The sequence below is a fragment of the Streptomyces sp. NPDC055140 genome (assembly GCF_053607285.1).
This window is the reverse complement of the sequence record NZ_JBSGTG010000021.1, coordinates 113,913-127,280: the sequence shown is the minus strand read 5'-3', so window position 1 is coordinate 127,280 and position 13,368 is coordinate 113,913. Positions and strand designations below refer to the sequence as shown.

Here is a 13,368-nt window from a genome sequence, read left to right as displayed (position 1 = left end):
GTCGCCGTCACAGTGCTCTTTCTCGAAACACACCCAAGATGCACCTTTTGGGCCTTCGGCGTTTACTGATGTGCACTGCCCCAGGACCGGCTGATCGCTGGAGGACGAGCGTGGCCACGCTGACCGTTTCGAAGTTCGACGCGTCCTGCAGTGCCGAAGCAGTCGAGGCCACGCTGCTCCAGTCGCAGAAGCAAGAACTGATCAAGGTTCGATACGCGGCGGTCGTCACCTGGCCGCAGGACGCGATGAAACCGAAGCCACCCCGTGCCAGACTCGCGATCAGTCCCCCCTGACACCGCGCCGGCGCTGTCGCCCGCACGGTGGCTCCTCAGGTCGACACTCCACGATCCGCAGTGCCTTCCCGAGACCCTGGCCGGCTTTGCGGTGCGGCGGTTCGGCCCGACCGCCGCCCGCTCGGTCGCCCGTATCAAGAAGGACCACCCGGATATGGATGCGACGGGGCTCCGCGCACTGGTGATCGCCAGGGGGTGGCGTGCCACGGTGTCCGAGGGCGCCTTCGTCGGCGGCCCGTTCCTAATCTTCGTGCCGGTCGCGTTCTGTGCTGCGCTGCTCCGCCAGGCCCGTACGGTCCTGGAGCTGGCCGCTCTGAAAGGCGGCGATCCCACGGTCGACGACCGCGCCGCCGAACTCCTCGTCCTCCAGGGCGTGCACGAGAACGTCGACCAGGCCCGGGACGCCCTCGCGGCCTGCCATCGGAAACAGGCAGCCGGCGAGCGATCCGCGTTACGGCGTCCCGCTGTGCTGTGGTACCTGACCCTGCGCATGGCTCGCGTGCTGGGACTGCTCACTACGTCCGAGCACACCGGCTGGTCACACCGGCTGGTGCAGGCAGGTCGATGGGTTCTGCTGGGGTTGGTGTTCGTGGTGGGGTTCGTCGCCCCGTTGATCTGGCTGCCCTACATGGCGATGTCGTACCACCAGGCCACCACTCGATTGACAGACCGGGCCACAGCTTTCTACTTCACCGATTCCGCGCCGGTCTCACGGCGGCGGTCGCACCTCGACCCTTCCCTGATCGCCGGCGCCGCCCGCACCCTCCTCTCCCTGCTGCTGCCGGTCGTCCTGGTCGCGGCCACTCTCTTGACGGGCGCGCGGATCGCCGACAGTAACTGGCCGGTCGTGGGCATCGTCCTGTTCATTGCCTCCGTCGCGGTCGGCGCAGTGTGGCACCTACGCCGACGCGGCCGCAGGAATTCCGGCGGATGACAGAGGGCGGGAAGCCGTCCTGAGCCACCGGTGGACGGGTCAGCCGCGAAGGACCGCCGCTGGTCCTTGCTTCTCTGCGGATGCCTACCGAAGTCTCAACCGCGCTCGCGGAGGTATGCCTCCAGCTCTGCGGCTCCGGTCAGCATTGCCCGCCCGCGGGCGGACAGCCGGCCGTGCCAGTCGCTCAGTGCGGCCTCCAGCGGCTCAAGGCCGCCGGCCGCCCGCACCTGGGCGATCAGCGGGGCGATCTGCTCCAGCAGGTAGCCGCCCCGCCTGAGTTGATGGGTGAGCCGGGCGTCCCGTATGTCGGCGTCGTCGTAGACGCGGTATCCGGTTCGCGGGTCGCGGCGCGGGCGCACCAGCCCGGCGGCCTCCCATTTGCGCAGTGTCGCGGGCCGGATTCCCAGCTTCCCGGCCAGCGGCCCGATGAACGTGCCGCCGGGCTCGGACCCCGCACCGGGCTCGGGCGCCGTGGTGGGCTCCAGGTCGCCAAGTGCGCTCTCCACGGCCCGGAGGGTCCGGCGGTCGTCGAGGAGCTGGGCGTGACTCTCGTCGATGAGGCGGAACGCCTCCTCGGCCGTGCCCTGATTCACCGCCCGCATGATCGACGTCGCCGTCCGGTGGCCGTGTCCGGGCAGCAGGGCGAGGAACGAGCGCAGGGCTCCCGCGTGCAGCGGCGTATAGGTGCGGTAGCCGTGGGGTGTGCGACGGGCAGCCGGAAGGATGCCGGCCTCCTCGTAGTTCCTGATCGCCTGTGTGGACAGACCGTGCTCGCGCGCCAGATCGACCGGCCTGAGCCGCACATGGCTTTGAAGGTTTGATCCCATGAGCCCGCCAAATCCTGCCGATATCGCGAAAAAGTTTCAATCGAAAGTTCAACGATAGCGTTTAAGGCATGGCTACTGACATCAAGGACACCGCCCGCCCCGTTGAGGCGACCACCGTCATGGGGCTGCTCCCGGCCCGGCCGCGGCTGCTCGCTCTGGGGGAACCCACCCACGGTGAGGAAGCTCTGCTCGACCTGCGCAACGAGCTCTTCCGGCAACTCGTCGAGCAGGAGGGCTACCGGACGATCGCGATCGAGAGCGACTGCATGATGGGCCTGGTCGTGGACGACTACGTCACCACGGGCACGGGCACCCTCGACGAAGTCATGGAGCACGGATTCAGCCACGGCTGGGGCGCGTCTGCGGCCAACCGCGAGCTCGTACGCTGGATGCGCGCCCACAACGACGGCCGGCCCGCGCCCGAGCGGCTCCGCTTCGCCGGTTTCGACGGCCCGCTGGAGATCACCGGCGCCGCGAGCCCCCGGCAGGCCCTCACCGCACTGCACGGCTGCCTTTCGGCCCGGGTGGACGCCGACCTGCTTCCCTGTACGACGGAAACACTCGACCGCCTGCTCGGCGCCGACGGCCGGTGGACCAATCCCGCGGCGATGACGGACCCGGCCGAGTCCGTGGGGCAATCTGCCGAGGCGAGGGAGCTGCGGCTGCTCGCCGACGATCTGGTGGCGCTGCTCGACGAGGAGACGCCGTTCATCATCACGGCGACATCGAGGGACGACTGGGACCGGGCGCGCCTGTACGGGCGTACCGCAACCGGCCTCCTGCGCTACCACTTCTGGATGGCCGACACCTCCCCGAGCCGCATGACGCGGCTCGTCGGCCTGCGGGATTCGATGATGGCAGCCAACCTCCTCGCCCTCGCCGAACGGGACCCGGCACTGATCCACGCCCACAATGGTCACCTTCAGCGGGACAAGAGCTCGATGCGGATGGGCGGCCGGCTGGTGGAGTGGTGGAGCGCCGGTGCGCTCGTGAGCTCTCGTCTGGGCGAGGGGTACGCCTTCCTGGCCACGGCCCTCGGCGCGATCCGGCACAAGGGGGTGGACACCCCGCCCCCGGACACCGTCGAAGGTCTCCTGTACGCGCTTCCGGAGGACCGCTTCGTCGTCGACGCCCACCGCCTGGCCGCCGCCCTCGGCGGTACGCAGCCGGCCCCCCGCGTGTCCCCCTACTACGGCTACGCCCCACTCGACCCGGCCCACCTGGCCGGATATGACGGGATCGTGTACGTCAAGGACGTCCCGCAGAGCTAGCGTCAGCAATTACCCGATCGAGGCGGCGGCGCCAACAGCCGGTTCGGCCGGTTCGAACTCGACATGAACGGCCGGCTCGAACTCGACCTGGCTGCACGGCGGGTGAGGTGACCGGAGCACGTAGCCCTGAAGGCAAGACCACCGCGGCACCGCGTGACCGAGACGGGCCCGTGTCACCCCAGTGCGGCCAACTGATGGCGGACCGCCGCGGTGGTGCGCGTGGTCTCGCCCGTGGCGAGCAGGTCCAGCATCGCGCCCCGCAGGACTGCGAGTACGAGGGTGCGCTGGGTGCGAGCGGCCTCGGTGTCACGTAGCGCGGGAGGTTGGCCGGAGGCGAGCAGCGCCAGCCAGTCGCTGACCGTGTCGCGGGCGAACCCCGCCCACGGCCCGTCGGGTTCGATGAGGGAACGGGCGTAGCTCTCGACCCACAGTGTCAGGAGCCCTCGGTGGGCCTCGTCGGAAAGCCATCGCCACAGCTCCCGGGCGATTGGCTGGAGCCCCACGGCCCCGTCCCGAGACTCGGCGACCTGCTGGATGTGTGCGAGTTCGTCGGCTCTGGCCCGCGCGAGCAGGGCGCGGATCAGGCCGTCCTTGCTGCCGAACAGGTAGAGCAGTACGCGCGGGCTGGAGTGGATTTCTTCGGCCAGCGGACGCAGGGACAGCTCGCCCAGGCCGCTGCGCAGGGCATAGGCGTACGCCGCTTCCAGCAGTTCCTGCCGGCGCGGGGAGGGGGTTGGTTCGGATCGGCTCACCGCGTTAGTCTACTGAAACAGTTGTTTCAGTGAGCGAAGACGCGGGAGTCGGGGTCGACATGGCAGAGCGTGAAGTGGCTGTCCGGCCGCTGGGCCGATCCGGCGACCTGGGCTGGGTGGTGATGGCACACGGAGAGTTCTACGACCGGGAGTTCGGCTGGGACACCGGCTTCGAGGCGCTGGTCAGCCGGATCGTCGCCGACTTCGCCGAGGGGAAGGCACCCGGTCCACAGGCGGCCTGGATCGCCGAGGTCGACGGGGTGCGGGCCGGCTGCGTCTTCTGCGTCCGCCACGACGACCGGACGGCGAAGCTGCGCCTGCTGCTCGTCGACCCGAACGCGCGCGGCCTGGGGCTGGGAGCCCGCCTGGTCGAGGAGTGCCTGGAGTTCGCGCGGGAAGCCGGATACGAGGCGATCACCCTGTGGACCAACGACGTGCTCGGGTCGGCCCGGCGCATCTACCAGAAGCACGGCTTCGAACTCGTCGCCGAAGAGTCCCATCACAGTTTCGGCCAGGACCTGGTCGGCCAGACCTGGCAGCGCAATCTGTAGGAGGGCGTCAGGGGTTGGTCTTGACGTTTTTCATGGTGAGGTGGGATTCGAGCCGGAGAACGCAAGGCAGGCCGCTGAGCTTGCCGGTGAGGAAGGCTTCGTAGGCGGCGTGGTCGGCGACGGCGACGCGGATGAAGTAGTCGGGGCGGCCGAACATGCGCCGGATCTCGATGACTTCCTCGTAGGACGAGACGGTCTCCTCGAACTCCTCGAACGTCTTGCGGTCGGTGGCGCTGACCTCCACGTCGACGAGGACTTCCAGCCCGCGGCCGAGTGCCACGGGGTCGATGACGGCCCGGTATCCGCTGATGACGCCGGCCTCCTCCAGTCGCTTGACCCGGCGCAGGCACGGGGGTGGGGTCAGGCCGACTCGTTTGGCGAGTTCGACGTTGGTGAGTCGGCCGTCCTGACTCAGATGAAACAAAATTTCACGGTCGATACGATCGACATGCATTTGATTGCCCTTTGCCAGATCCCTGAGCCATTATCGGCAACCATATTAGGTCATTTCTGTCCTAATATTTCCGCATGGGAATACCTCCGTCCGCTGTCGACGACGCCTTTCGGCCTGCCACCGTAACCCCGGCCTCTGTTGCACCCCCGTCCCCTCCATCGCTGCCGGTTCCGTCTCGGAAAGTGGCGGTGCCGGCTGCGTTCAAGGATTCCGCCTCCGTGGGCCTGGGGCTGGTGCCGCTCGGCGTCGCCTTCGGGGTCGTCGTCACCCAGTCCGGCTTGGCGTGGTGGTGGGCGAGCGCGTTCACGGCGCTCATCTACGCCGGATCGTTCGAATTCGTGCTCGTCGGCCTGGTCGCCGCGGTCGCACCGCTGGGGACCATCGCCCTGACGGCCTTCCTGGTCAACATCCGCCACGTCTTCTACACGCTGTCCTTCCCGTTGCACCGTGTGAACGGGCGCTTCGCGAAGGCCTACAGCACCTTCGCCCTGACTGACGAGGCATACGCCCTGACGACCGGCGCACACGCCCGATCCTGGTCAGGCCGACGCATCCTGTGGCTCCAACTCTTCATGCATCTGTACTGGGTCGGCGGCGCCACCGCAGGCGGACTGCTCGGCTCACTCATCCCTGACAGCGTCACCGGCCTGGACTTCGCTCTGACCGCCCTGTTCACCGTCCTGGCCCTCGACGCGATCCGCGGCCGGCACGATGACCTGCCGACTCCCGTCCTGGCTCTGCTCAGCGCACTTGCCGCCCGCCTTCTCTTCCCCGCCGAGATGCTGCCGGTCGCGTTCGCCTTGTTCACGGTCGGCCTCCTGGCCCGGCATCTCAGCGCCCGCACGAGGACCAGCCATGCCTGACACCCCCTACCTGCTCGCCGCTGTCGCCGTCTCCACCGCCATCACCTGGGCCCTGCGCGCCCTGCCCTTCGCAGCCCTGGCCCCCATGCGCGCCAGCGCCACCGTCCAGTACCTCAGCACCCGCATGCCGGCCGGCGTCATGGTCATCCTGCTCGCCTACTGCCTGCGCGACCTTCCCGTGACCCAGTCACGCGCCATCGCCCCACTCGCAGCCCTGGCGGTCACCGTCGGCCTGCACCTATGGCGACGCAACGCCCTGCTGAGCATCCTCGGCGGCACCGCGGTCCACGTGATCCTCGCGAGCACCGTCTTCGCGCATTGACGGAGCTTCACCGCGGTGATGGGCCTGCCCGGGTCCGGCAAAAACACATCCTGCAGCGCGTACTGCTGCCGCAGCGGCTGGCGGGTGTGCGCCAGGACCGCAAGCGGGCCCAGGAACTGCTGACCGAGGTCGGCCTCGCCGACCCGGCAGCCGTCGGCCCGGCCGGCTCTCGGGCGGTCAGCAGCAGCGCGTGGCAGTCGCCCGCGCCCTGATCACCCGGCCCGAGGTGGTGTTCGCGGACGAGCCAACCGGCGCGCTGGACACCCGTTCTCCTCGGCCTCGCTGCCACCGGTCTGCCCACGCGTGCGCTGCTCCGCAGCCACCCCACGGAAGCGGCGGCCGGACGCCAGTAGCCACTCACGTTCGGCCCGGGGCCGCCACGGTGCTCCGGGCCGGGTTCGTCGGCGCGCATGAACAGGCCGTCACGGATTCGTCGGCATGGACCAACAGCGGTGCCTGATCCCCCTCCTAGGGTCGCACTGGAGACCAGCAGGTGCTCCGGTGCATCCTCGACGAGGAGACGAAAGCATGCAGACGCTTTTGCGTGGCGGCCGTGTCATTGATCCGGGAACAGGGTTCGACGGCATCGCCGACGTCCTCGTGTCCGACGGCGTGGTCAGAGCTGTCGCCGCAGGGCTCGACGTGCCGCCGGGATGTGAGGTCGTCGACGTCACGGGGTTGGTCGTCGGTCCGGGGTTCGTCGACCTGCACAGCCACGTGCACTCCATCGCGGGGCAGCGGCTGCAGGCCATGGACGGTGTGACGACGGCCCTCGACCTGGAATCGGGCCTCATGCCCATCGGGCGTGCGTACGCCGAGGCAGCCGCCGACGGACGCCCGCTGCACTACGGCTTCTCCGCCTCGTGGGGTGGCGCCAGAGCCCAGGTGCTCGCCGGTATCCAGCCCGACGCACAGATCGGGAGCGGCCTCGCGATGCTGGGAAACCACGAGTGGCAGCGCTCCTCCACCGATCGTGAACTCGCCGAGTGGCTGGCCCTGATCGAGGGTGAACTGGCCGCCGGAGCGCTCGGCATCGGAGTCCTCCTCGGGTACGCGCCCCACAGCGAGCCGGCCGAGTTCCTCGCCGTCGCCCGGCTTGCCGCGAAGGCCGGTGTGCCGACGTACACCCACGTCCGTGAGCTGGTCGAGGTGGATCCCGGCACTCCGGCAGACGGCTCCGAGGAGATCGTCATCGCCGCGGCCGAGACCGGCGCCGCGATGCACCACTGCCACGTCAACAGCACGTCGGGCCACCACATCGACCGGGTACTCCGCGCGTTGGACGGTTCACGGCGGTCGGGGTCCCGGGTGACGGTCGAGGCCTACCCGTACGGGGCGGGCAGCACCGCGATCGGTGCGGCCTTCCTCGACGCCGAACGGCTGCGGATGAAGGGCCTGTCCCCGTCGAGCGTCGTGATGCTCGAATCGGGGGAACGCATCGCCGACGCGGGGCGCCTGCGGCAGTTGCGCAACAGTGACCCCGGGGCGCCCTGCATTCTGGAGTTCCTCGACGAGGGAAACCCGCGCGAACTCGCGATGTTGCACCAGGCGTTGGCCTTCCCGGACGCGATCGTCGCCAGTGACGCGATGCCGGTCTACTGGCCCGACGGCAGCAACGACAGCACCGAGTGGCCGCTGCCGCCCGGGGGAACGACGCACCCGCGCACCGCGGGAACGTTCACCAAGACGCTGCGCGTGATGGTGCGGGAGAGTGGCGCCTGGGACTGGCCGGAAGCGTTCCGGCGCTGTGCCCACCTGCCGGCGCGAGTCCTCGACGACGTGGCGCCGGGCGCTCGGGCGAAGGGACACCTCGGCGTCGGTGCGGACGCCGACATCGTCGTACTCGACCCCGTGGCGATCACCGACTGCGCGACCTACTTCGACTCCACGCGGCCGTCCGTGGGCGTGCGGCACTTGTTCGTCGGTGGTGTCCCGGTGGTCAGCGCGGGGGAGCTTCAGGTCGACGCGCTTGCCGGACAGCCGCTGCGAGGTGAGGCGCGATGACGGCGACGCGCGCCGAAGTGACGGTGGAGGCGCTCCTCGCCGACATCGAGACCCTGGTGCGGTGCGAGTCGCCGTCGTCCGACCACGAAGCCGTCGCCCGCAGCGCAGACGTCGTGGCGGCGCTGGGGCGCAGGCTGCTGGACGCGGAACCGGATCGCGTGGTGATCGACGGGTGTACGCATCTGAGGTGGCGGTTCGGCGAGGCGCCGCGTGTGCTGCTGCTCGGACACCACGACACGGTGTGGCCCACCGGATCGCTGGAGACGCACCCGTATTCCGTCCTGGACGGAGTGCTGCGCGGGCCGGGCTGCTTCGACATGAAGGCGGGCGTCGTCATGGCGCTGCATGCCGCCGCGGCCGCCGGGAACCGGTCGGGTCTTTCGGTCCTCGTCACCGGTGACGAGGAGATCGGCTCCCCGTCGTCGCGGCGCCTGATCGAGGAAGAGGCTCGCGGTTGCGACGCGGTCTTCGTGCTGGAGGCATCGGCCGACGGCGGAGCGCTCAAGTGCCGCCGCAAGGGCGTCTCCCTGTACCGGATCGACGTGGACGGCCGGGCCGCGCACGCCGGGCTCGAACCGGAAAAGGGTGTGAACGCCGGGGTGGAGGTGGCGCACCAGATCCTCGCCGTCGCCGCACTTGCCGATGCCGAACGGGGTACGACCGTCGTGCCGACGGCACTGTCCGCCGGCACCACCACCAACACCGTTCCCGCCCATGCAGGCGTGGCGGTCGACGTGCGTGTGTGGGACGAGGCGGAGCAGCGGCGGGTCGATCAGGCCGTGCGGGACCTCCGGCCCGTACTCGACGGCTCGCGGATCCGGATCTCGGGTGGCATCAACCGCCCGCCGCTGCAGGAGGACGCGTCCTCGGGGCTGTTCGACCTCGCCGCAACGCTCGCCGGCGAACTCGGCCTCGGAATTCTCACCGCCGCCGCTGTCGGCGGTGCCTCGGACGGGAACTTCACCGCAGGCCTCGGGGTCCCCACCCTGGACGGCCTCGGCGCAGTGGGCGGCGGTGCGCACGCGGACGACGAACACGTCGTCGTCGCCGAACTGCCGCGGCGCACCGCCCTGCTGACCGCCCTGATCGACGCCGTGTTGGCGAAATGAGCTCCGTGCGCCACGACCAACGCGGCGGACAACCCTGGTGCGGCACCACGGTGGCCCGCCCGGTAAGCCCGGAAAGGACAGTCCCGTGACCGATCTTGCGACACATGAGTCAGGTCTGGTTTCCCCGGCCGTGAGCGCGGCCGCGCTGGCCGCCGCGACCGCTGCGGCCGCCGCCTCGCGTGTGGAAATCCGGGACCTGACCGAGGTGTCCGACCTGACCGAGGTCTGCCGGCTCTTCGCGTCGATCTGGCAGCCGGGCGCCGGTGCCCAACCGGTGACGACCGAGCTGCTGCGGGCGATGGCCGCGGCGGGGAACTACGTCGCAGGGGCGTACGAAGGGGACGAGCTTCTGGGAGCCTGCCTCGGCTTCTTCGGCAGCCCGGCCACGCCGAGCCTGCACAGTCACATCGCCGGGGTCGCGCCGCGAGGCCTCGGCCGGGGGATCGGGTTCTCCCTCAAACTGCACCAGCGCGCCTGGGCGTTGCGCCAGCACGTCTCGCTGATCACCTGGACGTTCGATCCCCTGGTGCGGCGGAACGCGCATTTCAACCTGGCCAAGCTCGGCGCCGATCCGGCGCGCTACCTGCCCGACTTCTACGGGCCGATGCGCGACGGCATCAACGGCCCGGGTGACACCGACCGGCTGATGGTCCGTTGGGACCTGTCGGGCCCGGCGGCCTCCGCCGCATCGCTCGGTGAGCCCGCCCGGGTCGACGCCGCCGCGCTGCGAGAGCGCGGTGCGGCAGCTGCCCTGTCCGTAGCACTTGACGGGGGCCCGCTGACCGCAGTGGCCGACGGGCCGGTCGTGCTGGTCGGTGTGCCGCCGGACATCGAGACACTTCGGCGCACGGACCCGCGTCAGGGCCAGGCGTGGCGCGTCGCGCTGCGGGAGGTGTTGGGAGGCCTGATGGCGGAGGAAGCCAGGGTCATCGGATTCGATCGTGCCGGCTGGTACGTGGTCTCAAGGGAGAAGTCGTCATGAAGCCCAGTGGTGTGGAACTTCTGCGTGTCCAGATGCCGTTGGTGGCACCGTTCCGGACGTCGTTCGGTACGCAGAACGTACGGGATCTGCTGCTCGTACGCGTCGTGACGCCGAACGGCGAGGGCTGGGGCGAGTGCGTCACCATGGGAGGGCCGCTCTACTCCTCGGAATACGTCGACGGCGCCGAACACGTGCTGCGGAACTTCCTGGTCCCGGCCCTGATGGAGGCGGGCGAGTTCACCGCGAGCCAAGTCGCGCCCCGCTTGGCCAGGTTCAAGGGTCACCGGATGGCGAAGGCCGCGCTCGAAATGGCCGTGCTCGACGCCGAACTCCGAGCACACGACCTGTCCTTCGCCGCCGCGCTCGGGTCCACCCGGGACTCCGTTCCGTGCGGGGTCTCGGTCGGCATCATGGACTCCGTCCCCCAACTCCTGGACGTCGTGGGCGGCTATCTCGACGCAGGCTACGTGCGGATCAAGCTGAAGATCGAACCCGGTTGGGACGTCGAGCCGGTGCGAGCGGTGAGGGAGCGCTTCGGTGACGATGTGCTGTTGCAGGTGGACGCCAACACGGCGTACACGCTGTCCGACGTGTCCCAGCTCGCCCGTCTGGACCCCTTCGAGCTCCTCCTCATCGAGCAGCCCCTGGACGAGGAGGACCTCCTGGGCCACGCCGAGCTGGCGCGGCGCATCCGCACGCCGGTCTGCCTCGACGAGTCGATCGTGTCCGCCCGTTCGGCTGCCGACGCGATCACGCTCGGCGCCTGTCGCATCGTGAACATCAAGCCCGGCCGGGTCGGCGGATACCTCGAGGCACGGCGGGTGCACGACGTCTGCGCCGCCCATGGGATCCCTGTGTGGTGCGGTGGCATGATCGAGACCGGGCTCGGGCGGGCGGCCAATGTCGCGCTCGCCTCGCTGCCCGGGTTCACCCTGCCCGGAGACACGTCGGCGTCGGACCGGTTCTACCGGACCGACATCACCGAACCGTTCGTCCTGAAGGACGGACACCTGCCGGTGCCCCGGGGGCCGGGCCTCGGTGTCACGCCGATTCCCGACCTGCTGGCGGAGGTCACCACCTCGACAGTGTGGCTCGGTTCTTGACATGCTCCTCGGGCTGAAGCCCGGGGATTCTGGCCGTCCTACGGGTTGCTGTGCCGCTATGCGGCACGGCTTCCTGCTGGGATTCCGTGGCTTCCTGTTTCTTCGCGTTGGGCCAGAACGGGTTCTGGTCTTACCTTCGCTCCGCAGGCCGATGCCGCCAGTCCGGCGGCCTGTTTCACATTCTTGGCGGCGTTGACATCCCGGTCATGGACGGTGCCGCAGGCGGGGCATGTCCACTCGCGTATGTGCAGGGGTTTGGGCCCGTCGCGGTGTCCGCAGGTGGAGCACACCTGGCTGGTGGGCTCGAACCGGTTGATCTTGATAAAGGTCCGCCCGTACCGGGCTGCCTTGTACTTCAGCATGTTCACGAACTGTGTCCAGCCCGCGTCATGGACGGACTTGGCCAGTTTGGTGCGCGCGAGGCCCTTGACCGACAGGTCTTCCACGGCGATCGCTTGATTCTCGCGGATCAACCGGGTGGAGAGCTGATGGTGGAACTCCTTGCGCGCATCGGCGACCTGCGCATGCGCGCGGGCAACCTTGAGCCGGGCCCTGGCCCGGTTCTTCGAGCCCTTCTGTTTGCGGGACAGCTCCCGCCCGGCCTTCTTGAGTTTCTTCTCCGCCCGGCGCAGAAACCGCGGGGAGTCGATTTTCGTGCCGTCGGACAGCACCGCGAAGTGGGTCAGGCCCAGGTCGATGCCGATGGCCTCGGTGGCGGGCATCCGGCCGGTGTCGGCGGCCGGGTCGGTGTCGATGACAAAGCTCGCGAAGTACCGGCCCGCACTGTCTTTGATCACGGTGACCGAGGACGGCACCACGGGCAGGGTGCGCGACCACTTCACCCGCACCTCACCGATCTTGGGGAGATTCAGCCGGCCGCCCGGGGTGATGGACCAGCGGGCGTTGGCCGTGAACCGGACCGACTGCCTCGAATCCTTGCGTGACTTGAACCGCGGCGCACCCACCCTCGCGCCGTTGCGCTCGCCCTTGAGGGAGGCGAAGAACGCCTTATAGGCGGCCTCGACATCGCGCAGGGACTGCTGGAGCACCACCGAGGACACCCCGCCCAGCCAGGCACGCCCGGGACTCTGCTTGGCGCGGGTGATCAGAGTCTGGGACAGCTCGGCGGCCTTCGGATACGGCAGACCCGCCGCGTGGGCGTCCTTCCGGGCGCGCACCGCGTCGTTGAATACGACCCGCGCGCACCCGAACGCCCGGCCCAACGCCATGCGTTGACCCGGCTCCGGGTACAACCTGAAGGCGTACCGAAGCTGCATGAATGTCACCCTACATACTTGGGTTATGGCCGAAATGCAGAAGATCAGGACGGGTCGGCATGTGCTTTCAGGATGCATGTCCACTTGGTTTTCGTGACCAAGTTCCGGCACAACGTGTTCACGGATGTTCATCTGCGGTGTATGGAGGAGATCATGCGGGCGGTGTGCAGCGACTTCGAGTGCGAGTTGGTCGAGTTCGACGGCGAGGACAACCACGTGCACCTCCTGGTGAACTTCCCGCCCAAGGTCGCCGTCACCAAACTGGTCAACTCCCTCAAGGGCGTTTCTTCCAGGCGCCTGCGCCAAGAGTTTCCCGACCTCGTCCGGCACTACTGGCGGGCCAATAAACTCTGGTCCGGTTCCTACTTCGCCGGCACCGTCGGCGGCGCACCCCTGAGCATCGTCCGGCAGTACATCGAGCAGCAGAACCGCCCCACATGAGCAGAACCCGGCTCCGCCGGGACGTGCCACGGTGCTCCGCACCGGCAGTTCCAGTGCCCGCACCGCCCTGCTCCGCAGGGAGAGGCACCGCGACGCTCTGCGTCGCGGGCTTCAGATTCGCTACACCACCGGGCTGAAGCCCGACGCACTGCGAATGAATCCCGGTAGCACGCGACGAATTCGCC

Annotated in this window: 15 protein-coding genes and 1 pseudogene; 12 read left to right on the top strand and 4 right to left on the bottom strand. The window is 69.1% G+C overall.

Going from position 1 to position 13,368, the window contains the following annotated elements:
* The first annotated feature begins 110 nt into the window (after positions 1 to 110).
* Both ACWFR4_RS33220 and ACWFR4_RS33215 read left to right on the top strand, forming a co-directional pair.
* Positions 111 to 293, top strand: a complete 183-nt coding sequence (locus tag ACWFR4_RS33220; protein WP_453655822.1) for a hypothetical protein — start codon at positions 111 to 113, stop codon at positions 291 to 293.
* 91 nt (positions 294 to 384) lie between these two features.
* On the top strand, positions 385 to 1,227 hold the full coding sequence (locus ACWFR4_RS33215; protein WP_453655821.1) for a hypothetical protein: 843 nt from the start codon (positions 385 to 387) through the stop codon (positions 1,225 to 1,227).
* Positions 1,228 to 1,322: 95 nt separating this feature from the next.
* On the opposite strand, the gene ACWFR4_RS33210 is transcribed toward ACWFR4_RS33215, so the two are convergent.
* Positions 1,323 to 2,054 (bottom strand): TioE family transcriptional regulator, encoded by a 732-nt coding sequence (locus ACWFR4_RS33210; protein WP_453655820.1) that lies wholly within the window; start codon positions 2,052 to 2,054, stop codon positions 1,323 to 1,325.
* Between the two features lie 68 nt (positions 2,055 to 2,122).
* Here ACWFR4_RS33210 and ACWFR4_RS33205 point away from each other — a divergent pair, with 68 nt between their 5' ends.
* The gene (locus ACWFR4_RS33205; protein WP_453655819.1) at positions 2,123 to 3,325 is read left to right on the top strand and encodes an erythromycin esterase family protein; all 1,203 of its coding nucleotides are present in this window, start codon (positions 2,123 to 2,125) and stop codon (positions 3,323 to 3,325) included.
* A gap of 173 nt (positions 3,326 to 3,498) precedes the next feature.
* Here ACWFR4_RS33205 and ACWFR4_RS33200 read toward each other — a convergent pair whose 3' ends face one another.
* Positions 3,499 to 4,077: a TetR/AcrR family transcriptional regulator gene (locus ACWFR4_RS33200; protein WP_453655818.1), complete on the bottom strand. Its 579-nt coding sequence runs from the start codon at positions 4,075 to 4,077 to the stop codon at positions 3,499 to 3,501.
* A gap of 59 nt (positions 4,078 to 4,136) precedes the next feature.
* Between ACWFR4_RS33200 and ACWFR4_RS33195 the strand changes: the two genes are divergently transcribed.
* Complete coding sequence (locus ACWFR4_RS33195) at positions 4,137 to 4,628, top strand: GNAT family N-acetyltransferase (RefSeq protein ID WP_453655817.1); 492 nt, start codon at positions 4,137 to 4,139, stop codon at positions 4,626 to 4,628.
* A gap of 7 nt (positions 4,629 to 4,635) precedes the next feature.
* Here ACWFR4_RS33195 and ACWFR4_RS33190 read toward each other — a convergent pair whose 3' ends face one another.
* Entirely contained in the window at positions 4,636 to 5,082 is a 447-nt protein-coding gene (locus ACWFR4_RS33190) for an Lrp/AsnC family transcriptional regulator (RefSeq protein WP_453655816.1), read from the bottom strand.
* Between the two features lie 218 nt (positions 5,083 to 5,300).
* Here ACWFR4_RS33190 and ACWFR4_RS33185 point away from each other — a divergent pair, with 218 nt between their 5' ends.
* The 7 genes and pseudogenes from ACWFR4_RS33185 (at position 5,301) to menC (ending at position 11,465) form a co-directional block, all read left to right on the top strand.
* Positions 5,301 to 5,945, top strand: a complete 645-nt coding sequence (locus ACWFR4_RS33185; protein ID WP_453655815.1) for an AzlC family ABC transporter permease — start codon at positions 5,301 to 5,303, stop codon at positions 5,943 to 5,945.
* Positions 5,938 to 6,267: a branched-chain amino acid transporter permease gene (locus ACWFR4_RS33180; protein WP_116501327.1), complete on the top strand. Its 330-nt coding sequence runs from the start codon at positions 5,938 to 5,940 to the stop codon at positions 6,265 to 6,267. Before ACWFR4_RS33185 ends, ACWFR4_RS33180 begins: the two co-directional genes overlap by 8 nt.
* A 53-nt stretch (positions 6,268 to 6,320) precedes the next feature.
* Positions 6,321 to 6,536, top strand: a pseudogene (locus tag ACWFR4_RS33175) (ATP-binding cassette domain-containing protein); the annotation flags it as partial.
* Between the two features lie 259 nt (positions 6,537 to 6,795).
* Positions 6,796 to 8,271: an amidohydrolase family protein gene (locus tag ACWFR4_RS33170; protein ID WP_453655814.1), complete on the top strand. Its 1,476-nt coding sequence runs from the start codon at positions 6,796 to 6,798 to the stop codon at positions 8,269 to 8,271.
* A complete protein-coding gene (locus tag ACWFR4_RS33165; protein WP_453655813.1) occupies positions 8,268 to 9,380 on the top strand; it encodes a M20 family metallopeptidase in 1,113 nt (370 codons plus the stop codon). The genes ACWFR4_RS33170 and ACWFR4_RS33165 overlap by 4 nt, the downstream gene beginning before the upstream one ends.
* Before the next feature lie 85 nt (positions 9,381 to 9,465).
* Complete coding sequence (locus ACWFR4_RS33160; protein ID WP_453655812.1) at positions 9,466 to 10,362, top strand: GNAT family N-acetyltransferase; 897 nt, start codon at positions 9,466 to 9,468, stop codon at positions 10,360 to 10,362.
* Positions 10,359 to 11,465, top strand: a complete 1,107-nt coding sequence (gene menC, locus ACWFR4_RS33155; RefSeq protein WP_453469778.1) for an o-succinylbenzoate synthase — start codon at positions 10,359 to 10,361, stop codon at positions 11,463 to 11,465. The genes ACWFR4_RS33160 and menC overlap by 4 nt, the downstream gene beginning before the upstream one ends.
* Positions 11,466 to 11,521: 56 nt before the next feature.
* Here menC and ACWFR4_RS33150 read toward each other — a convergent pair whose 3' ends face one another.
* Positions 11,522 to 12,742 (bottom strand): RNA-guided endonuclease InsQ/TnpB family protein, encoded by a 1,221-nt coding sequence (locus ACWFR4_RS33150; RefSeq protein ID WP_453655864.1) that lies wholly within the window; start codon positions 12,740 to 12,742, stop codon positions 11,522 to 11,524.
* A gap of 72 nt (positions 12,743 to 12,814) precedes the next feature.
* Here ACWFR4_RS33150 and tnpA point away from each other — a divergent pair, with 72 nt between their 5' ends.
* Positions 12,815 to 13,183 (top strand): IS200/IS605 family transposase, encoded by a 369-nt coding sequence (gene tnpA / locus ACWFR4_RS33145; protein WP_453468918.1) that lies wholly within the window; start codon positions 12,815 to 12,817, stop codon positions 13,181 to 13,183.
* Positions 13,184 to 13,368: the final 185 nt, after the last annotated feature.

Bases quoted from the DNA above. Each gene is read 5' to 3' on its own strand.
- ACWFR4_RS33210 (WP_453655820.1), bottom strand. From the start codon at position 2,054: ATGGGATCAAACCTTCAAAGCCATGTGCGGCTCAGGCCGGTCGATCTG.
- ACWFR4_RS33205 (WP_453655819.1), top strand. From the start codon at position 2,123: ATGGCTACTGACATCAAGGACACCGCCCGCCCCGTTGAGGCGACCACC.
- ACWFR4_RS33195 (WP_453655817.1), top strand. From the start codon at position 4,137: ATGGCAGAGCGTGAAGTGGCTGTCCGGCCGCTGGGCCGATCCGGCGAC.
- ACWFR4_RS33190 (WP_453655816.1), bottom strand. From the start codon at position 5,082: ATGCATGTCGATCGTATCGACCGTGAAATTTTGTTTCATCTGAGTCAG.
- ACWFR4_RS33180 (WP_116501327.1), top strand. From the start codon at position 5,938: ATGCCTGACACCCCCTACCTGCTCGCCGCTGTCGCCGTCTCCACCGCC.
- ACWFR4_RS33170 (WP_453655814.1), top strand. From the start codon at position 6,796: ATGCAGACGCTTTTGCGTGGCGGCCGTGTCATTGATCCGGGAACAGGG.
- ACWFR4_RS33165 (WP_453655813.1), top strand. From the start codon at position 8,268: ATGACGGCGACGCGCGCCGAAGTGACGGTGGAGGCGCTCCTCGCCGAC.
- menC (WP_453469778.1), top strand. From the start codon at position 10,359: ATGAAGCCCAGTGGTGTGGAACTTCTGCGTGTCCAGATGCCGTTGGTG.
- ACWFR4_RS33150 (WP_453655864.1), bottom strand. From the start codon at position 12,742: ATGCAGCTTCGGTACGCCTTCAGGTTGTACCCGGAGCCGGGTCAACGC.
- tnpA (WP_453468918.1), top strand. From the start codon at position 12,815: ATGCATGTCCACTTGGTTTTCGTGACCAAGTTCCGGCACAACGTGTTC.